At 68.1% G+C, this 19,140-nt stretch carries 20 protein-coding genes; 13 read left to right on the top strand and 7 right to left on the bottom strand.

The window, feature by feature from the left end; all coding sequences use genetic code 11:
• Positions 1-514: 514 nt before the first annotated feature.
• Together ACE3QW_RS19110 and ssuD (ACE3QW_RS19105) are read right to left on the bottom strand one after the other, a co-directional pair.
• Entirely contained in the window at positions 515-1,999 is a 1,485-nt protein-coding gene (locus ACE3QW_RS19110; protein ID WP_374253270.1) for an FAD/NAD(P)-binding protein, read from the bottom strand.
• A 27-nt stretch (positions 2,000-2,026) separates the two neighbouring features.
• Complete coding sequence (ssuD, locus tag ACE3QW_RS19105) at positions 2,027-3,238, bottom strand: FMNH2-dependent alkanesulfonate monooxygenase (protein WP_374253269.1); 1,212 nt, start codon at positions 3,236-3,238, stop codon at positions 2,027-2,029.
• A gap of 222 nt (positions 3,239-3,460) precedes the next feature.
• Between ssuD (ACE3QW_RS19105) and ACE3QW_RS19100 the strand changes: the two genes are divergently transcribed.
• From ACE3QW_RS19100 to ACE3QW_RS19085, 4 genes are read left to right on the top strand one after another with little or no spacing between them, the layout of a single operon-like run.
• Entirely contained in the window at positions 3,461-4,015 is a 555-nt protein-coding gene (locus ACE3QW_RS19100; RefSeq protein ID WP_374253267.1) for a flavin reductase family protein, read from the top strand.
• Positions 4,016-4,038: 23 nt separating this feature from the next.
• Positions 4,039-4,998: a sulfonate ABC transporter substrate-binding protein gene (locus ACE3QW_RS19095; RefSeq protein ID WP_374253265.1), complete on the top strand. Its 960-nt coding sequence runs from the start codon at positions 4,039-4,041 to the stop codon at positions 4,996-4,998.
• A 21-nt stretch (positions 4,999-5,019) separates the two neighbouring features.
• Positions 5,020-5,901 (top strand): aliphatic sulfonate ABC transporter permease SsuC, encoded by an 882-nt coding sequence (gene ssuC / locus ACE3QW_RS19090; RefSeq protein WP_374253263.1) that lies wholly within the window; start codon positions 5,020-5,022, stop codon positions 5,899-5,901.
• Positions 5,901-6,716, top strand: coding sequence for an ATP-binding cassette domain-containing protein (locus ACE3QW_RS19085; protein WP_374253261.1), 816 nt, complete (start codon positions 5,901-5,903; stop codon positions 6,714-6,716). The genes ssuC and ACE3QW_RS19085 overlap by 1 nt, the downstream gene beginning before the upstream one ends.
• Before the next feature lie 68 nt (positions 6,717-6,784).
• Here ACE3QW_RS19085 and ACE3QW_RS19080 read toward each other — a convergent pair whose 3' ends face one another.
• From ACE3QW_RS19080 to ssuD (ACE3QW_RS19065), 4 genes are read right to left on the bottom strand one after another with little or no spacing between them, the layout of a single operon-like run.
• Entirely contained in the window at positions 6,785-7,618 is an 834-nt protein-coding gene (locus tag ACE3QW_RS19080) for an ABC transporter permease (protein WP_374253259.1), read from the bottom strand.
• Positions 7,611-8,432 (bottom strand): ABC transporter ATP-binding protein, encoded by an 822-nt coding sequence (locus ACE3QW_RS19075; protein WP_029555735.1) that lies wholly within the window; start codon positions 8,430-8,432, stop codon positions 7,611-7,613. Before ACE3QW_RS19075 ends, ACE3QW_RS19080 begins: the two co-directional genes overlap by 8 nt.
• A 10-nt stretch (positions 8,433-8,442) precedes the next feature.
• A complete protein-coding gene (locus ACE3QW_RS19070; RefSeq protein ID WP_374253257.1) occupies positions 8,443-9,456 on the bottom strand; it encodes an ABC transporter substrate-binding protein in 1,014 nt (337 codons plus the stop codon).
• A gap of 20 nt (positions 9,457-9,476) precedes the next feature.
• The gene (gene ssuD / locus ACE3QW_RS19065; RefSeq protein WP_374253255.1) at positions 9,477-10,649 is read right to left on the bottom strand and encodes an FMNH2-dependent alkanesulfonate monooxygenase; all 1,173 of its coding nucleotides are present in this window, start codon (positions 10,647-10,649) and stop codon (positions 9,477-9,479) included.
• Positions 10,650-11,043: 394 nt separating this feature from the next.
• Between ssuD (ACE3QW_RS19065) and ACE3QW_RS19060 the strand changes: the two genes are divergently transcribed.
• The 5 genes from ACE3QW_RS19060 (at position 11,044) to folK (ending at position 15,095) form a co-directional block, all read left to right on the top strand.
• On the top strand, positions 11,044-12,408 hold the full coding sequence (locus ACE3QW_RS19060) for a putative bifunctional diguanylate cyclase/phosphodiesterase (protein WP_374253253.1): 1,365 nt from the start codon (positions 11,044-11,046) through the stop codon (positions 12,406-12,408).
• Positions 12,409-12,499: 91 nt separating this feature from the next.
• Positions 12,500-12,814, top strand: coding sequence for a hypothetical protein (locus ACE3QW_RS19055; RefSeq protein WP_024280838.1), 315 nt, complete (start codon positions 12,500-12,502; stop codon positions 12,812-12,814).
• A 140-nt stretch (positions 12,815-12,954) separates the two neighbouring features.
• On the top strand, positions 12,955-13,611 hold the full coding sequence (gene msrA / locus ACE3QW_RS19050) for a peptide-methionine (S)-S-oxide reductase MsrA (protein WP_374253251.1): 657 nt from the start codon (positions 12,955-12,957) through the stop codon (positions 13,609-13,611).
• Between the two features lie 153 nt (positions 13,612-13,764).
• Positions 13,765-14,601 (top strand): dihydropteroate synthase, encoded by an 837-nt coding sequence (gene folP, locus ACE3QW_RS19045; protein WP_374253249.1) that lies wholly within the window; start codon positions 13,765-13,767, stop codon positions 14,599-14,601.
• Positions 14,598-15,095 carry a 2-amino-4-hydroxy-6-hydroxymethyldihydropteridine diphosphokinase gene (folK, locus tag ACE3QW_RS19040; protein ID WP_374253247.1) on the top strand — a complete coding sequence of 166 codons (498 nt, stop codon included), beginning with the start codon at positions 14,598-14,600 and terminating at the stop codon, positions 15,093-15,095. Before folP ends, folK begins: the two co-directional genes overlap by 4 nt.
• A 64-nt stretch (positions 15,096-15,159) precedes the next feature.
• Here folK and ACE3QW_RS19035 read toward each other — a convergent pair whose 3' ends face one another.
• Entirely contained in the window at positions 15,160-15,366 is a 207-nt protein-coding gene (locus ACE3QW_RS19035; RefSeq protein ID WP_029555742.1) for a CsbD family protein, read from the bottom strand.
• A 92-nt stretch (positions 15,367-15,458) separates the two neighbouring features.
• Between ACE3QW_RS19035 and meaB the strand changes: the two genes are divergently transcribed.
• The 4 genes from meaB to ACE3QW_RS19015 all read left to right on the top strand — a co-directional run bounded on the left by meaB (position 15,459) and on the right by ACE3QW_RS19015 (position 18,916).
• Complete coding sequence (gene meaB, locus ACE3QW_RS19030; protein WP_374253245.1) at positions 15,459-16,445, top strand: methylmalonyl Co-A mutase-associated GTPase MeaB; 987 nt, start codon at positions 15,459-15,461, stop codon at positions 16,443-16,445.
• Positions 16,446-16,461: 16 nt separating this feature from the next.
• Positions 16,462-17,109 carry a peptidase C15 gene (locus tag ACE3QW_RS19025; RefSeq protein ID WP_374253243.1) on the top strand — a complete coding sequence of 216 codons (648 nt, stop codon included), beginning with the start codon at positions 16,462-16,464 and terminating at the stop codon, positions 17,107-17,109.
• 68 nt (positions 17,110-17,177) lie between these two features.
• Positions 17,178-18,104, top strand: a complete 927-nt coding sequence (locus ACE3QW_RS19020) for a sulfite exporter TauE/SafE family protein (RefSeq protein ID WP_374253241.1) — start codon at positions 17,178-17,180, stop codon at positions 18,102-18,104.
• Complete coding sequence (locus ACE3QW_RS19015; protein WP_374253239.1) at positions 18,101-18,916, top strand: TIGR02186 family protein; 816 nt, start codon at positions 18,101-18,103, stop codon at positions 18,914-18,916. The genes ACE3QW_RS19020 and ACE3QW_RS19015 overlap by 4 nt, the downstream gene beginning before the upstream one ends.
• The last annotated feature ends 224 nt before the right edge of the window (positions 18,917-19,140 follow it).

Genomic DNA, 19,140 nt, shown 5'->3' with positions numbered 1-19,140 from the left:
TCGCGTGATAACAAAAAGGTCCGGAGTTCCGTTAGACCGCCAAGTCTTACTCAGCTGAAAACCAACCTCTCGGTCAGCCCCAGCCCGCAAGGACTCCGCCGTCCACGTTTCTCTTTCTTCTGTCATACATGTCAAACAGCGCGCCCTGTCGGGCAAATCCTGCCTCGCCGAAGCGAAAGCCTCACACCCTTGGGAGGGTCCAGAGAACACCTTTCCGTCCGGCTTTTGACCGGCTGCCACTACGGACAGTGGAGAGGAGAGCTCCGGGGAAGCGCCGTCCCGCCATGCGGCGGCGCCCCGTCAGTGATGTGGCTTATAAGGGTGCCCCTCAGACCTGTCAACACCCTTGTTTTTGAGCCCGATCGGATCTGTTGCCGGCTGTGGAAAACTCAGCGCATCCTGCGCCGATTGGGAGGAAAAAAGCTCGAAAATTCAAATTGATGAGAGCATCCATATGGGCGCTGGCGCCCCGCCCCTCCCCCGCCGGCTACCCCTTGGGGCCGCCGGAGCCGCCTCAAATTCCTTCGCCGAGATCGACGAATTCGGCGATCAGACGCGCGTCGGGGCGCTGGCGCCGGCTCGCGGGACGGGCCAGTTCCTCGACGAGCTGATGCACCTGCACCGAGATTTCGGGAACCGCCGTCACCTCCCAGAAGGCCGGACGCGACAAGGGGCCGAGCGCGTGCAGCCATGTGGAGGCGTGTCCGTAGCGATCGAGCAGCGCGGTGCCGCGGGTCTCCAGTCCCAGCCCCAATGGGTCCGGCCGGATGCGGCCCGTCTCCCGCAGCCCCTCGAATGGTGGAATGGCGAGCCCGGCGAAGTCCGCGCGCGGGCCCGAGCAATTCACCACCCGCGCCACTTCCAGCGAGAGCGCACGGCCCGAATGGCGCCGGCGCAGCGTCGCAGCAACGCCACCGGGCACGCGGTCCAGGCTGGCGATGCGGCCTGCGATGACCGTGAGTTGCCCGGATTGGACGAGCGCCCCGAAGGCTTCGGCGATGCGTGGCGCCATCCGGTGGCGGTGAATGTCCCACCAGGTGCGCCCGTGGCGCAGGAACTGCGCACGGGCTTTCTGCGGCCAGCCGGCCCAGACCGCGGCCAGGGCCGGGCGTGCAGCATCCATCACCCGCTGCCACGGCACCCCACGCGCGGCAGCCTGCCGAACCTCCGCGCGGATGAGGCGGAGCGCCTGTATCGGGTCGCGCGCCTTGTCCGGATCAAGGAACGGCTCCACGCCACCGAGCCGACCCGCCACATCCGCATGGACATGGGGCACCAGGCCATGGCGCGACACGCTCCAGATCGGCCCGCGATGGCCGCGCGCCTCGAGCATCAGCGCCACGTCCACCGTGGTGAGGCCCGAGCCGATGAGGAGCACCGGCGCATCCGGCGCAAGGCTGTCGATGTCCTGCCATCGCCACGGGTCCGGAACGAACAGCGGACTGTCATAGACGCCGCCGTCGCGGGTCCGCGGCGGGCGGGGCGGAAGATTGCCCGTGGCGAGCACCACATGGGTGCCCTCGATGCGCCGCCCATCGGAAAGGGTGACGCTGGGCACCGGGCGATCGGAAACGCGCACCGCCTCGCCGCGAACCCGGCGCAGACGCCCGTTGCGGGCCGCGAGCGCCGTTTCCAGTCGCTCCGCGAGGTAGGCGCCGAACATGGCGCGCGGGACGAACGCGCGAGCGAGATCGCCCCCCGCCTCCTCGATGGCAGCGGAAAGGTCGGCGCCACTCGCCTTCAGCCACTGGGCGAAGCTCGGCTTGAGGCCGACCTCCATGCGCGCCACCGGCACGTTGAGCAGGTGGCGAGCATCGCAGGCGCCATAAGCGAGGCCGGGGCCGGCCTTCGCCTCCCGCTCCACCAGCACCACGTCGAGCCGTGCGGCCGCTGCCGCCAGCGCGAACAGGGTCCCGCTGAAGCCGCCGCCGACGACCACCACGGTGGTGCGCGCATCCCGCTGCGGTTCCGCGCCCTGCGTTTCCCAGGCATTCAGCATGGCGTTGCTCCTCGCGAGGCGATCCGGTCAGGAGGCGGAGACGCGGCGCGCCTCGGGAACGATGGCATTGCCGATGATCTCCCCGAACGGGCCGCGATGATTGGTGACAACGCCCGGCGCGCCGGTTCCGGCTGCCCGCGGCAGCAGCGGCAGCACGCTTTCGCCGAAGCGATAGGCCTCCTCCAGGTGAGGGTAGCCCGAGAGCACGAAGGTATCGACGCCCACCGCCATGTATTCCTTCAACCGCTCGGCCACGGTCTCCGGATCGCCGACCAGGGCGGTTCCGGCGCCGCCGCGCACGAGGCCGACGCCAGCCCACAGATTGGGTGCCACCTCCAGCCTGTCGCGCCGGCCGCCATGCAGTGCGCTCATGCGGCGCTGGCCTTCGGAATCCATGCGCGAGAACACCTTCTGCGCCTCGGCGATGGTGGTGTCGTCCACATAGCGGATCAGGTCGTCCGCCGCCGCCCAGGCCTCAGCCGCCGTATCGCGGACGATGACATGGAGGCGCACGCCGAACGTCACCTCGCGTCCGAGCGCGGCAGCGCGGGCGCGGATGTCCCGGATCTTCTCCGCCACCTGCGCCGGGGGCTCGCCCCAGGTGAGATACTTCTGCACCTGCCGCGCCGCCACATCATGGGCCGGCGCGGAGGAGCCGCCGAAGAACAAGGGCGGGTGCGGCTGCTGGACCGGCGGATAGAGCAGCTTACCGCCCTCCACCCTGAAGTGCTTGCCCTCGAAGTTCACGTCCTCGCCCTTGAGAAGGCGGGTGTAGATGTCGAGGAACTCGGCGGTGATCTCGTAGCGCTCGGCGTGGTCGGCGAAGAAGCCGTCGCCCTTGTTCTCCACGGGGTCGCCGCCGGTGACGACATTGATCAGGGCGCGACCGCCGGAGATGCGATCAAGCGTCGCCGTCATGCGCGCGGCCACCGCCGGGGAGAGCAGACCGGGGCGCACCGCCACCAGAAAGCGCAGGCGTTCGGTGAGGCCCGCAAGGGCCGAAGCCACGATCCAGCTGTCCTCGCAGCTGCGGCCGGTCGGAATGAGCACGCCGAAATAGCCGAGCTGGTCCGCCGCCTGGGCGATCTGCCGGAGATAGCCGAGGCTCACCTCGCGCGCCTTGTGCGACGTGCCGAGATAGTGGCCGTCCCCATGGGTGGGCAGGAACCACAGCACGTTGGCTTCGGTCGCGGCAGGCAGGGTCGGATCGGCGACAGGAGAGGACGGGGCGAGGGTCATGGACAGGCTCCGGATGGGGCCGGGAGCGTCGGGGCCACGCCCTCCGGCATTAATTCAATAAACTTTATAGAATTTATTGACCAGCTTTGATCTGCCTGTCTATTCTTTTCTCCGATCCACCCCCTCCGGTTTCCTCCGGAGGCGCGCTGGACCGTGTCGCCCCGAGGGGCTGAAACGCGGGCATGACCCTTGTTCTCCCGCACGTTCGAAGAAGGCAGATCGATGAACGCGCACGTCTCCGCCGCCCTGAGCCAGCCGGCCCAAATCGCTCCCGCCCCCGCTCCCGAGCTTTCCGCCGCCTCGCTCGCCTTTCGCAGTGCCATGCGCAAGCTGGCCGGCGCCGTGAGCGTGCTCACGGTGGGCCAGGGCGACGAGCGCACTGGCCTCACCGCGACATCGGTCACCTCCCTTTCGGTGGAGCCGCCGACGCTCCTGATCTGCGTGAACCGCGCCACCTCCTCGGTCGTGCCGCTGCTGAAGGAGCGTGCCTTCGCCATCAACGTGCTGCGGCCGCATCACGAGCCGGTGGCGGACCGCTTCGCCGGCAAGGGCGGTCTCAAGGGGCCGGCCCGCTATGATGGCGCCGACTGGACCCGCCTCTCCACCGGCGCGCCCGTGCTCGCCGACGCGCTCGCCGCCTTCGACTGCGAGCTGGAAGACGCCATCGAGCGGCACTCGCATCTCATCGTCATCGGCCGGGTGGTCGCCTCCCGCATCACCGAGAGCGCCGAGCCCCTCCTCTACTGGGCCGGCAGCTATCGCGGCCTCTCCCTCTGATCCCCATTCAAAGGAACGCAGACATGAGCACGGGCATCACGCGCCGACACCTCGCCGTCCTCGCCTCCGGCCTCGCGGGGGCGCTTGCCCTCGGCGCTACTCCGGCGCGCGCTCAGGAGAAAGTGGTGCGCATCGGCTACCAGAAATACGGCACCCTCATCCTGCTGAAGAACAAGGGTCTGCTGGAGCCTTTGCTGAAGCCGCTCGGCTACAGCGTGAAATGGGCCGAGTTCCCCGCAGGTCCGCAGTTGCTGGAAGCGCTCAATGCCGGCGCGGTGGACTTCGGCAACACCGGCGAGGCGCCGCCCATCTTCGCCCAAGCGGCCGGCGCGCCCCTCGTCTATGTGGGCTACGAGCCCGCCGCCCCGCAGGGCGAGGCCATCCTCGTGCCCAAGAACAGCCAGCTCAAGACCGTCGCCGACCTCAAGGGCAAGACAGTGGCGCTGAACAAGGGGTCCAACGTCCACTATCTCCTCGTGAAGGCGCTGGAGAAGGCGGGCGTGCCCTATTCCGACATCAAGACCGCCTATCTCACCCCGGCCGACGCCCGCGCCGCCTTCGAGCGCGGCTCGGTGGATGCCTGGGCCATCTGGGACCCCTTCCAGGCGGCGGCGGAGAAGACCATCGACGCGCGCCAGCTCGCCGACGGCACCGGCATCGTCTCCAACTACCAGTTCTATCTCTCGACTCGCACCTTCGCGGACCAGGCGCCGCAGGTGGTGGACGTGCTGCTCAAGGGCGTCGCCGAGGTGGGCGCATGGGTGAAGGCAAACCCGAAGGCGGCCGCCGCGGAGTTCTCGCCGCTCATCGGCATCCCCGCCCCCATCCTGGAGGTCGCCCTCGCCCGCCAGCAATATGACGTGAAGCCCATCACCCCCGAGGTGGCGGCGGCGCAGCAGCAGGTGGCGGACGCCTTCCTCGCCCTCGGCCTCATCCCCAAGCCCATTCGCATCGCCGACGCCCTGCGCGCGCCGAAGTCGTGACCGGGACGCGAGGAGCCAGCCATGAGCCCGCCCGCCCACAGTGAGGCCGCCGTTCTTCCGGCGGCCACCGCATCTCTCGCCGCGGAACCCGCGGAAATCCGCCGCCTCGCCGGCGCCCGTGCCGCCGCGCTGGGCCGTGCGCTCCTGCCATGGGCGTTGCCCCTCGGCGTGCTGGCCCTGTGGCAGGCGGGGGCGAGCCTTGGCCTTCTCTCCTCGCGCGTGCTGCCGGCGCCAAGCGACGTGGCGGTCGCCTTCTGGCGGACGCTGGGTGACGGCTCGCTGCTGACCAACGTCGCCGTTTCCACCCGGCGCGCCTTGATCGGCCTCTCCATCGGCGGCTCCATCGGCTTTTCGCTGGGCGTGCTCAACGGAATTGTGCGCCCGGCCGAGACAGCGTTCGATTCCACCATGCAGATGCTGCGCAACGTGCCGCATCTCGCCATCATCCCGCTGGTGATCCTGTGGTTCGGCATCGATGAGGAGGCGAAGATCTTCCTCGTCGCCATCGGCGTCGCCTTCCCCATCTATCTCAACACCTTTCACGGCATCCGCACGGTAGATCGCGGGCTGGTGGAGATGGCGCGGGTCTATGGCCTGTCCAGCACCGCCCTGTTCTGGCGCATCGTGCTGCCCGGGGCGCTGCCCTCGGTGCTCGTGGGGTTGCGCTATGCTCTCGGCATCATGTGGCTGACGCTCATCGTCGCCGAAACCATCTCCTCCACCGAGGGCATCGGCTACATGACCATGAACGCCCGCGAATTCCTGCAGACCGACGTGGTGGTGCTCGGCGTGCTCGCCTACGCCCTCCTCGGCAAGCTCGCCGACAGCTTTACCCGCGCCATCGAGCGGCGGGCGCTGGCGTGGCATCCCGCCTATCAGAACGGCTCGGAAGGAGCAGCCTGATGGAAATCTTCGCCGCCGCAGACGCCGACGTCGCCGCGAAGGTCCGCGCCGACGAAATCCGCGCCACTTTCGCGCCGCCCGAACCGCGCGCGAGCGCCCCGCGCTGGAAGGGCGAGTCGGTCCACCTGTCCGCCGTCACCAAAAGCTTCGGCGCCCGCCCCGTCCTGCGGCGGCTGGATCTGGACGTTCCGGCCGGGCAGTTCCTCGCCGTGGTCGGCCGCTCCGGTGGTGGCAAGACGACGCTCATGCGCCTGATCTGCGGGCTCGACCTCGCCACCTCCGGCACCGTGCGGGTGGGGGAAAGCCCCGTCACCGGCCTGATGCCGCAGGTGCGCCTGCTGTTCCAGGATGCGCGCCTCGCGCCGTGGCAGAGGGTGCTCGCCAATGTGGGCATCGCGCGCGGCCCACATTGGCGCGAAGAGGCCCATGCGGCGCTGCGCGACGTGGGCCTCGCCGATCGTGGCCGGGACTGGCCGTCCGTCCTGTCCGGCGGGCAGAAGCAGCGCGTGTCGCTGGCCCGCGCCCTGGTCTCGCGCCCCGGCGTGCTGCTGCTGGACGAACCCTTCGGCGCCCTTGATGCCTTGACCCGCACCGAGATGCACCGCCTCACCGAGCGCATCTGGACCGAGCACGGCTTCACTGTGGTGCTCATCACCCACGATGTGGCCGAAGCGGTGGCGCTGGCGGATCGGGTGGTGGTGCTGCGGCAAGGCGAGATCGCCCTCGACGTGCCGGTGGACCTGCCCCGCCCGCGCAGCGGCATCGCCTCCACCGAGGCGCTCGACCTCCAGCGGCGCATTCTCGCCGCCGTCTGAACGTCCCCCGGCAAACAGAAAGGGCGCCCGGTGATGAGCCGGGCGCCCTTTTCTTTAGCGTTACAACCTCAGCGCTGGAGACCCCAGGCGCGCACCGTGCGCAGCTCCACGAGGCGGAACAGCACCTCAACCAGAAGGCCAATCAGGATCACCGTGACGAGGCCGGCGAACACCCGGTCGGTCAGCAGTTCATTGCGGTTGCGATAGATGAACCAGCCGAGGCCGCCCGAGCGGGAGGAGACGCCGAATACCAGCTCGGCCGCGATCAGCGTGCGCCACGCAAACGCCCACGCGATCTTCAGGCCCGACAGCAGCGAGGGGAGCGCCGCCGGAACGAGGATGAGCGCCACATAGGCCGGCCCCTTCAGCCCGTAGTTGCGGCCGACGAGGCGCTGCGTCTCCGGCACCTGCTCAAAGCCGGTCAGCGCCGCCAGCGCGAACGGCCAGAGCACCGCATGCACCATCACCAGCAGCAGGCTCGCCTCGCCGAGCCCGAGCCACATCATGGCGAGGGGCAGGAGGGCGATGGCCGGCAGCGGGTTGAACATGGCGGTCAGGGTCAGCAGCACCTCCTTCACGAAGGGCACCGCGATGGCCACCGAGACGAACACCAGCGCGAGGGCCAGCGCCAGCACATAGCCCTTCACCAGCACCGTGAGCGAGGCGACCGAGGCGGGGAACAGATCCTCATGGCGCAGCGCCTCCACCAACGCCGAGATGGTGTCGGTGAAGGTGGGAAAGAGCAGCGGACTGTTCTGCCATGTCGCCGCCACCTGCCACAGCACGGCGAGGCCGGCGAGCACCACCAGCCGGCGCACCAAGGTGAAGCGCCACAGCCCGGCGGGCGAGAAGATCCGGCGCGTGGCGGCGCCCGGCGCGCCGGACAGGGAAACGTCAGTCATGGCGGGCTCCATCGGCGAAGAGAAGGTCGCTCACGTCCCGCACCACGCCCTCGAAGGCCGGCGAGCCCCGCTCGGCAAGGCCGAGGCCGGAGGTGTCGAAGCTGGCGATGGTGCGGCCGGGATGGGCGGCCAGCAGATGCAGCCGCGTGCCGATGAGCACCGCCTCGTCGATGGCGTGGGTGACGAACACGAGCGTGAAGCCCTGTTCCTCCGCAAGCCGCAACAGATCTTCCTGAAGCGTGCGCCGGGTGAGCGCATCGAGCGCCGCGAAAGGCTCGTCCATCAGCAGCACGTCCGGCTCGGCGGCGAGCGCCCGGGCGATGGCGGCACGCTGCTTCATGCCGCCGGAAAGGGTGTGCGGATAAGCATCGAACGCGCGCGCGAGGCCCACCTTGGCGAGGGCCGCCCGCGCCCGCTCGCGGGCTTCCTTCAGTGGCACCTTGCGGGCGACGCGCAGCGGGAAGGCCACGTTGTCCGTGATGCTCTTCCACGGCAGCAGCTGGTCGAATTCCTGGAACACCACGAGGCGATCCGGCCCCGGCCCGGTCACCGCCTTGCCGCGCAGGCTCACCGTGCCGGCGGCGGGCTTCAGGAATCCAGCCAGCGCCTTGAGGATGGAGGACTTGCCGCAGCCCGAGGGGCCGAGCAGCACAAGACGCTCACGCGCGTGGACAGTGAAGCTCACATCCTCCACCGCCCGGTGGCGGCCGGCCTGCCCGACATAGTCGAGCGTCAGGCCACACGCCTCCAGCACGGGCGGCGCGGTGTGGACGACGGGAGGCACGGCGGCGGAAACGGGGGCGTGAATGGTCATCGCTTCCCCCTCAGCTGCCCGACGCGGAGTGCAGGTCCTCGAAGGTGAAGTCCTTGAAGCTCGTCGGCTTCGCCTTGATGGCCCCGATGCGGTTCATGAAATCCGCGAACTTCAGCGTGCCCAGGGGAACGAGCGTGTATTGCGTGTCCGGATCGCTCAGCACCTCGGCGACGAAGGCGGGATCGAGCTTGGATTTCTCGACCTTCACATAGATGTCCGCCGCCTCTTTCTTGTTCTGCTCCACCCATTTGGTCGCTTCCTCGAAGGCTTCGAGGAAGGCCTTGTAGGTCTTCGGATTCTCCTGCCGGAACTTGACGGTGGCATAGGCCACGGTGGGCGTCACCGGGCCGCCGAAGATGTCGTAGGAGGAGAACACCTTGTGGATCTTCGGGTCCTTCAGCGCGTGGTTCTGAAACGGCGCATTGGAGAGATAGCCTGTTATCTCGGTGGAGCCGGAGAGGAGGGCCGCCGTGGCGTCCGGATGGGGCAGCGTCACCATCAGCGCGTCGAGTTTCTTCGCATTGCCCGGCCCGAAGGTCTGCTCGGCGGCGAGCTGAAGGATGCGCGCCTGAACCGACACGCCGGCCACCGGCATGGCGATCTTGTCCTTCTCCGTGAAGTCCTTGATGGTCTTCACGTCGGGATTGTTGGTGAGCAGATAGTTGGGCTGCGCCCCGAAGGCGCCGACGATCTTCACCGCGTTGGAGGTGCCGCGCGTCTTGTCCCACAGAGTGAGGAAGGGGCCGATGCCGGCGGAGGCGATGTCGATGTTGCCGGCGAGCAGCGCGTCGTTCACCGCCGATCCACCCGAAAGCTGGATCCACTCCACCTTGATGTCGATGCCCAGCGCCTTGCCGTGCTGCTCGACGAGGCCCTTCTCCTTCATCACGTGGAAGGGCGTGTAGAGGGTGCCAAACTGCTGGGCGATCCGCAGCACGCCCTCCGCCTGGGCGGGCGCGGCCGCGAGGAGGGGCGCAAGGGCGAGCGCGGCAGCAAGGCCGAGGACGGCGCGACGGGTTTTCATCTCGAAGACCTCTCGAATGCTCAGGAGACGGCGGCGAGACGCCGCTCTGCGCTGTGGGAGCCCACGGCGAATTCGTTGACGATGTTGTCGGAAACCTTGCGGCGGCGACCGTCGATGCCGAGTTCGGGGAACAGCAGCTCCGCCACCCGGTAGGCCTCTTCCAGATGCGGGTAGCCCGAGCCGATGAAGGTCTCGATGCCGATCTCCTGATATTCGCGGATGCGGGCGGCGACGCTTTTGGGATCGCCCACCAGCGCAGTGCCGGCGCCGCGGCGCACGAGGCCGATGCCGGCCCACAGGTTCGGCGCGATCTCCAGCTTGTTACGGTCGCCCGGCTGGAGCGCCGCCATGCGCGCCTGGCCGACGGAATCCATCTCCACCTTGAAGCGCTTCTGCGCATTCTCGATCTGCGCGTCGGAGACGCGGGAGATGAGCCTGTCGGCGGCGGCCCAGGCTTCCGCCTCGGTCTCACGCACGATGAAGTGGATGCGCAGGCCGAATTTCAGCTTGCGCCCGCGCTTCGCGGCGCGGGCCTGCACGTCCGCGAGCTTGTCCTTCAGGATGTGGGGCGGCTCGCCCCAGGAGAGATAAGTGGTGACATGCTCGGCCGCGACTTCGTGGCCGGCCTCGGAAGAGCCGCCGAACCACAAAGGCGGGTGCGGCTTCTGCACCACCGGAAAATCGAGCCGTCCGTGGGCGACGCGATAATACTTGCCCTCGAAATCCACCGTCTTGCCGGCCACGAGATCCCGCCAGATCGTCAGGAACTCGTCCGCCTGGGCATAGCGTTCGTCATGCTCCAGGAAGATGCCGTCGGCGCCGAGTTCGGCGGGATGGCCGCCGACCACCACGTTCAACAGCAGCCGGCCGTCGCTAAGCCGATCGAGGGCCGCCGCCTGCCGCGCGGCGAAGGCCGGCGAGGTGACGCCCGGACGCAGCGCCACGAGGAATTTCAGGCGCTCGGTGGCGGTGGCGAGACCGGCGGCGGTGATCCAGCTGTCCTCGCAGCTCTGGCCGGTGGGCAGCAACACGCCCTTGAAACCCAGCCGGTCCACCGCCTGCGCGACCTCGCGGAAATAGGCGAATTCCGGCGGCCGCTGCTGCGTCTCCGAGCCGAGATAGGAGCCGTCTCCATGGGTCGGGATGAACCAGAACAGGTCCGGAGGGGCGGCAGGAGACAGGGACGCGCTCATGGGGAACTCCGTTATTCCCCATCAAGGAAGCGGGCTTTAAAATATAAAGTCAATAGAATTTGTTTTAATTCATTCATCGGTCATTCGATGTGATTTGGGGCGGTCGAAACACCGCCGCGTCGAGAGCCACCATCACGACGCCAGGAACAGCAAAGCGCGCGAAAGCCAAGACCGCAAAAGCCATGCGCACACGCTGATCCTCAAGGTTCCGCTCCAGCTCCCTTGACCAACGCACGGTACAACTCTAGGGAATCACCTTGCACCAAGGCATCCTAAGGACCGTCTTGGCCACGGTGCGCACGGCCCCCGGCAAGGAGGGCGCGGCTCGCCGAACCCGGCCCCAGTGTCGCAACCAATGCGCGAGGTTGGACGACCGGAACGGATCGGCAGTCTGATGGCACACCCTTCCTGGGATGAAAGTCACAGTCAGCGCGTGCGCGCGATGACGCTGCTCGAAGCTTTCCTGCTGATGGGCTTCGGCTGCCTCTGGTTCGTTGCCCTGATGGTGATCGACCGGCCGCTTCTGGCCGGGATCAATCTCGCCATGGCCGTCTTCGGGGCATGCCTGCTGGTCCTGTTGCGACGGGGGCGGCTGCGGCTCGCGACGATCCTCGCCGCCCATTTGGCCCTTCTGGCGGTCGCCGCGTCATGCCTGTTCGATAACCCTCCAGCCGGCCTGCCGAAGGCCACGCTCCTGTATTTCCTGCCCATCGCGACCGGCAGCTATTTCGTGTTCCAGCGCGACAACCTCTATCTGCGGCTTGTCCTTCCGGCCTTCTACCTCCTGGCCTTCGTCGCCTTCAGCCTCCTGCCGCTGGCGATCAGCGACCCGGAACTGCTCATCCCGCCTGAGGCGGCACTCGTGGCGGCGTGGGTGAATACCGTGTCGGCCCTCGCGGCCCTGGTCTTCACCCTCGGACTGATGCACGCCGATCTCTCCGACCGTCGCGGCTGGGAACACGACCTGCGCCGGGCCATCGCCGGAGCCGAGTTCCGCCTCGCCTACCAGCCGCAGGTGGATCGCAGTGGCCGCTGGGTGGGCGCGGAGGCGCTCGTTCGCTGGCACAGTCCGCAGCGCGGCAACGTTCCGCCCAGCCAGTTCATTCCGCTGGCGGAGGAAACCGGCCAGATCGTTCCCATCGGGGACTGGGTGCTGCGCGCCGCCTGCGCGCAACTCGCCACGTGGAACGCGCAGCCCGGCACCGCGCATATGACACTGTCGGTCAACATCAGCGTCGCCCAGTTCCTCCAGCCCGACTTCGTCCGCAATGTCACCGACATCGTGACGCGGAGCGGCTGTGACGTGTCGCGGCTGAAGCTGGAGCTGACGGAGAGCATGCTGGCCGAAAACATGCCCGACATGGCCGCCCGGATGCAGGCCCTGTGCGACATCGGCCTCGTCTGGGCGCTGGATGATTTGGGGGCGGGCTACTCGTCGCTTCAGGCCCTCAGCCGGTTTCCCTTCGCCCAGATCAAGCTCGATCAGTCGTTCGTGCGCGGCCTGCCGGCCGACGAATCCAGCCTCCACATCGTGGAGGCCATGATTTCCCTCGCCGATACACTCTCGCTCGTGTCCGTCGCCGAAGGCGTCGAGACAAGGGAGCAGTTCAGATGCCTGGTGGAGGCCGGGTGTCAGGTGTTCCAGGGCTATCTGTTCGGCCGCCCCATGGACATCGACCGCTTCGATGCGCTCATCGCATCCGTGCCGGACGCGCCGGCCGGGAGCGCGGATGGCGGCGACGCGCCCCACGAGCGGTAGGCGCGGGCCGACGTGCCGGGGTGCATTTACCCGCGATCCTGCCTAAATGGGTGCCGTTGAGCCTTCGCTGCAAGGAGCCGCGCGCCGCCCCATGATCCGTTTCCTGCTCCGCTTCACCGGATTCTGGCTGCTTGCCGGCGGCTTCGTCGCGCTCATCGTTGATGGCACGCGCTCCATCGCGGCCTCCGGCCTCGTCTTCACCTCGGCCGGAGATGCCTGGTTCGCCTTGGCGCCGGGCAGCCTGGAACGGGCGGAGACCTCGGCCAAGGCCGGGATGCCGGCCGTGTGGAACACGGTTCTGCTCCCGCTCCTCTCCATGCCGGCCTTCGCGCTGCTCCTGCTGATCGGGCTGATCTTGATGGGCCTCGGCCGGGTGCGCGAGCGCTCGCGCTTCGAGATCGGCTGATCTGCCAACCCCTCCCCTCGCGCAAGCACGGCCGCATCCCCATATTGGGGATCCAGCGGGGTTTCCCCCCCTGCCCCATCCAACACCATGCCGTGACCGCAGGGTCCGATGCCCTCCGGTTGCGAGACGAGGAGCCCGCCATGTTCTGGCAGAAGAAGTCCCTCGACCTGCCCACCGCCGCCGAGGCCCTGCCCGGCCGCGCCGCCGCCATCCCCACCGCCGAAGTTCATTACGTCAACGGCCACGCCCTGAAGGGTCCGTACCCGGAGGGCTTCGAGACGGCAGTGTTCGCCCTCGGCTGCTTCTGGGGCGCCGAGCGCAAGTTCTGGCAGCAGGACGGCGTGTGGGCGACGGCGGTCGGCTATGTCGCCGGCCATACGCCGAACCCGACCTATGAGGAGGTCTGCTCCGGCCGCACCGGCCATACCGAGGCGGTGCTGGTGGTCTATGATCCGGCCGTGGTGTCCTACGCCGAACTGGTCAAGCTGTTCTTCGAGAGCCATGACCCCACACAGGGGATGCGGCAGGGCAATGACGTCGGAACGCAGTACCGCTCCGGGATCTATGTCTCCGGGCCGGAGCAGCGTGCCGAGGCGGAGGCGGTGAAGGCGGCCTACGAGCCGGCGCTGAAGGCGCGGGGCTTCCCCGCCATCACCACGGAGATTGTCGATCTCGGACCGTTCTATTTCGCCGAGGGCTATCACCAGCAGTATCTGGCGAAAAACCCCAACGGCTATTGCGGGCTCGGTGGCACCGGCGTCTCCTGCCCCATCGGCACCGGCGTCGCCGCGCAGTAAGCCAAACGCGAAGCCGCGCTGACGCGCCTGACCTCGACGGAGTTTGGCGGCGCTGATACGCCGGATATCGACGGGTTTGGCGGCGCTGATGCGCCGCCTTGCCAAATCGACACGCGGCGGGCTTGAGTGGGCGCCTCTCATCTGGTCCCCATCATGCCCGCTGCTCCTTCCCGTACCCTCCTCGCGCGCGGCCACGCCCTTCACCTTGGGCCGCGCACCCTCATCATGGGCATCCTCAATGTGACGCCCGATTCCTTCTCGGACGGCGGCCGCAGTGCTGCGCCCGACGACGCTCTGGCCAATGCCCGGCGCCTCGTCGCCGAAGGCGCCGAAATCCTCGATGTGGGCGGCGAATCGACGCGGCCGGGCCATACGCCGGTTGCGGCGGAGGACGAGTGGGCGCGCATCGCCCCCGTCATTCCCGCCCTTGTGGCGGAGATGGGCGTGCCGGTCTCGGTGGACACCTACAAGGCCGAGGTGGCCCGCCGCGCGCTTCAGGCCGGAGCCAGCATCGTCAACGACGTCTGGGGCTTCACCCATGATCCCGACATGGCCAAAGTGGTGGCCGATTACGACGCCGCGGCGGTCGTGATGCACAATCGCGCCGAGGTGGATGAATCCCTCGATATCGTTTCGGAGATGCTGGGCTTCTTCGAGCGGGTGCTGGAGATCGCCGACCGCGCCGGCGTGAAGCGGGAAAAGCTCGTGCTCGACCCCGGCATCGGCTTCGGCAAGAGCTTCCCGCAGAACCTCGCCGCCATCCGCCGCCTGCCGGAGCTGCGCGCGCTCGGCTTGCCGATCCTCCTCGGCACCTCGCGCAAGTCCCTGATCGGCAAAGTGATCCAGACGACGCCGCAGGAGCGGGTGCCCGGCACCATCGCCTCCAACGTCATCGCCATCATGGACGGGGTGGAGATCATCCGGGTCCACGACGTGGCGGCCCACGTGCAGGCGGCCCGTGTCGCCGAGGCGATCCGGGACGCATCATGACGATCGCCTATCTCTGCCTTGGCTCAAACGTGGGCGATCGCGCGCAGACCATGGCGCAGGCGCTGGCCACCCTGTGCCGCGCCGGCCTCACCCTGCGCCGCAGCTCCTCTTATTACGAGACACCGCCCTGGGGGCCGGTGCCGCAGGGGCCCTATCTGAACCAGGTGGTGGAGGTGGACAGCCCCATCGGGCCGAAAAGCCTTCTGGCGCTGGGCCTTGAAGTCGAGCGGATGCTGGGGCGCGACCGTCCCAACGAGGTGCGCTTCGGCCCGCGCCGCATCGATATCGATATTCTGCTGTTCGGCGATGAGACCGTGCGGGAGGAGGATCTCGAAATCCCCCATCCCCGCCTCATGGAACGGGCCTTCGCGCTCGTGCCGCTCACCGAGATCGCACCCGACATCGTGGTCGGCGGCGTGCGCGCATCGGAGGCGCTGGCAAAGCTGGACCAGAGCGGCATCACGCGCCACGAAGACAGCACGTCCCATATATGAAAATGCCCCGCGCCAAGAGACGCGGGGCCGGGGCACGAGGCCCGTCCTTGCAGGAGCGTTCGGCTCACATGGTCCGGATGTTGGTGGACCAGGTATCGACCTGGCGCTTCACCTCGTCCTTCGCATAGCCGTAGCGCTCCTGCAGCTTGCCTTCGAGAACCTCGCGGTTCCCGTTGATCTCGGTGAGGTCATCGTCGGTGAGCTTGCCCCACTGGGCCTTCAGATTGCCCGTGAACTGCTTCCAGTTGCCTTCAACACGATCCCAATTCATCGGCTCGTCCTCCGTAGCAGTGGAAATATGCGACAACAACGTTCACGCTCGGCCGAGAGTTCCGCTAAGTTTTGCGTAATAGGGGAAGATCGATGAGCGCCGCGGTGTACGACGACGAGAAGCTGGCCGCAGGCGTCGCGAAGGGAGAGAGGGCCGCGCTGGCGCGGGCCATCACCCTTGTGGAATCCCGTCGCGCGGACCACCGCCGCCGCGCCCAGGCGCTGCTCCAGTCGCTCCTGCCGAGAACCGGGAACGCCTATCGCATCGGCATCACCGGCGTGCCGGGGGTCGGCAAATCCACCACCATCGACGCGCTCGGCACCTATCTGACCGGGCTGGGTCACAGGGTGGCGGTGCTGGCGGTGGACCCCTCCTCCACCCGCACCGGCGGCTCCATCCTCGGCGACAAGACGCGCATGGCTCGCCTTTCGGTGGACCCCGCCGCCTTCATCCGGCCCTCACCGTCCGGCGGCACGCTGGGCGGCATCGCGGCCAAGACGCGCGAGACCATGCTTTTGTGCGAGGCCGCCGGCTTCGACGTGGTGCTGGTGGAGACGGTGGGCGTCGGCCAGTCGGAGACGGCCGTGGCCGATCTCACCGACACCTTCCTCGTGCTCATGCTGCCCGGCGCCGGTGACGAACTCCAGGGCATCAAGAAGGGCGTGCTGGAGCTGGCGGACATCGTGGCCGTGAACAAGGCCGATGGCGACAACATTCCCCGCGCCAGGGCGGCGGCCGGCGAATATCGCGCCGCGCTGCACCTCCTCGGGGCGCGGGAGGCGCACTGGTCGCCGCCGGTCCTCACCTATTCCGCGCTGACCGGAGACGGAATTCCCGGCGTTTGGGAGCAGGTCATCCTGCACCGGCAGAAATGCGAGGCGGCCGGCACCTTCGCCGCCACCCGCCGCGCCCAGCAGGTGCGCTGGATGTGGACCCTGCTGAACGAGCGCCTGGCCGAGAAGGTCGCCCACGATCCCGGCGTAAAGGCCCGGCTGCCGGCGCTGGAGCGGGAGGTCGCCGAAGGCGCCCTCTCCCCGGCCCTCGCCGCAGCCGAAATCGCCGGGCTGATCGGGCTGTAAGGCCGTGAACAGGCCGATGCGCATCCTCATCTGCGCCTTCGGCCCGTTTCCGGGCGTGGCGGTGAACCCCTCGCAGCAGCTCGCGTCGGACCTCCTGCGCCTGCGCCGCCCTGCCCTCTGCGGTATCCAGATCGCGCTGGAAATCCTGCCCACCCGCTGGGATGCGCTGGCGCGGCTCGATGCGCGCCTCGAAGCTTTCGATCCGGACGCGGTGCTGCTCCTCGGCGTTGCAGCCCGACGGAGCCGCGTCTCCATCGAGATGCGGGCGATCAACGCCACGCGCGCCGCGCCCGACGTTGCCCAGCGGCATCCCCCGGCGCGCCATCTCGCGGCTGACGGACCGCCCCTCCTGCGCGCCTGCGTCCCGGCCGGGCCGTTGGCGAACGCGCTGCGCCGGACCGGCATCCCTGCCGCCCCCTCGCGGGATGCCGGGCGATATCTGTGCAACGCCAGCTATTTCCACGCCCTCGCCTGGGCTGGGCGGCAGAGCGGGCGCCCGCGGCCGGTGCTGTTCGTCCACCTGCCGCGGCACGAGGGCCGGCCAGCCGGCGTCTCGCGGGCACGGATGGGGCGCGGCCTGTCGCAGATTGTCATTGCCCTCGCCGCCCAGGCCCGGCATCCCTCCGCCGCCATCCGGGCCGACGCCTTTAAGTCGATGGAATAGCTACAGCTTTCGCCTTCGGGCATGAACCGCTATAGGCTCGCCCATCCCCGCGTACCGAAAGCCGGCCCGTGACGATCTATCTGCCCATCGCCGAGCTGCCCGTCGCCATCTTCTCGATCCTCGCGATGGGCCTCGCGGTAGGCTTCATCTCCGGCATGTTCGGGGTGGGCGGCGGCTTCCTGATGACGCCCCTGCTCATCTTCACCGGCGTTCCCCCGGCGGTGGCCGTGGCCAGCGTCTCGCCCTACATGGCGGCCTCGTCCCTCTCTGGAGCCCTGTCCTACTGGCGCAAGGGCATGGTGGATACGACGCTGGCCGGGGTGCTGCTCTCCGGCGGCCTCGTGGGCACCCTGTCGGGCGTTCTGCTCTTCCTCTGGCTGCGCTCCATCGGGCAGGTGGACCTCGCCATCCGCCTCTCCTACATGTTGCTACTGGGCGCCATCGGATCCCTGATGCTGGTGGAGAGCGTGCGCGCCATCCTGCGGGAACGATCCGGCGCGCCGCGGCCGGTACGCCGCCCCGGCACACGCCCCCTGTTCATGCGCCTGCCCTTCAAGATGCGCTTCCGCCGCTCGCGCATCTACATCTCGGCCCTGCCGGTGATCGTCATCGGCTATGTCATCGGCCTGCTGGGCGCGGTGCTGGGCGTCGGCGGCGGCTTCATCCTGGTGCCGGCGCTGATCTACCTGCTGCGGGTCCCCACCCAGACCTCGGTGGGCACCTCGCTGGTGCTGACGCTCGTCACCATGGCGGCCGCAACCGTGCTGCACGCGGTCGCCAACGGCACGGTGGATGCCGTGCTGGCGCTGGTGATGATGATCGGCGGCACCGTCGGCGCCCAGTTCGGCGCCCGCACCGGACAGACGTTGAAGGCGGAGAACCTGCGGCTGCTGCTCGGGCTTCTGGTGCTGTCGGTGGCGGTGCGGGTGGGCGCCGAACTGGTGACCGCGCCGGCCGATACCTTCGCCGTCACCGTGGTGGAGACGATCCGATGAGCCCCGTCCGCTACCGCGCTGGAGCGGGACCGGCATGGCTCGCCCGGTTCGCGTTCCTCGCCCTGGCGTCGATTGCTGGCGTGAACACCTCGCCGGCGCGTGCGGACCGGCTGGTGCTGTCGGTGTCGCAGCAGATGGTGAGCATCTCCTCCAGCTTCTCCGGCGCCGAGCTCGTCGTGTTCGGCGTTGCCGAGACCACCGATGGCGCCCCGCTTGACGATGCGCCCGACGTGGTCGTCACGGTGCGGGGGCCGGCTGAGGATTTCACCACCTGGCGCAAGGCCCAGGTGCTCGGCCTGTGGGTGAACACCGACAGCCGCACCTTCATCGGCGTGCCGGCCTTTCTCACCGTGCTGTCGAACCGGCCGACGGACGAGATGGCCAGCCTCACGATCCTGCGCCGGGAACAGATCGGCCTCTCCCGCAACATCTTCGTCCAGCGGGTCGGCAGCGACTTCGCCGACGTGGTGCCCACCGATCCGTTCCGGGCCGCCTTCCTCCGCCTGCAATCGGCGCAGGGGCTTTATGAGGAAAACCCGAAGGGCGTCACCTTCCTCGCGCCCCGCGTGTTTCGCGCCGAGGTCCGCATCCCCGGTGCAGCGCCCATCGGTCAGTATCAGATCGAGGTCAAGCTGCTGCGAAACGGGCTGATTTCCGCGACGGAACAGGCCCACTTCGACGTGCGGAAGATCGGCTTCGAGCAACGCGTAGCAGAGTTCGCCCTCAACGATGCGCTGCTATATGGACTGGCCGTGGCCCTAGGCAGTCTGGTTGTCGGCTTCATCGCCAACATATTGTTCCGCAAGGAATGAGCTGTGAAGAGCGGCCGTCGGATGTGATTTGGTATGCAACCGGAACGAAGATCAACAGACGGATGCGAGTACCAGCCCCGAAATTTAGAGCTGTTCGAACATTTTTTCCTTGAACCTGCTTTGATCCCCGTCCACACAGGGGCAGGGATAGTCATAATAATATAATACCTTCCGAAGGGCATTTGCAGCTGTCGCGCAGCCCTGAAGGACGTGCTTCGGGTGCC

The sequence above is a fragment of the Xanthobacter sp. genome (assembly GCF_041911315.1).
Taxonomy (GTDB): Bacteria; Pseudomonadota; Alphaproteobacteria; order Rhizobiales; family Xanthobacteraceae; genus Xanthobacter; species Xanthobacter aminoxidans.
Note: the sequence above shows the minus strand (reverse complement) of the source record. Positions and strands in the feature narration are given on the sequence as shown.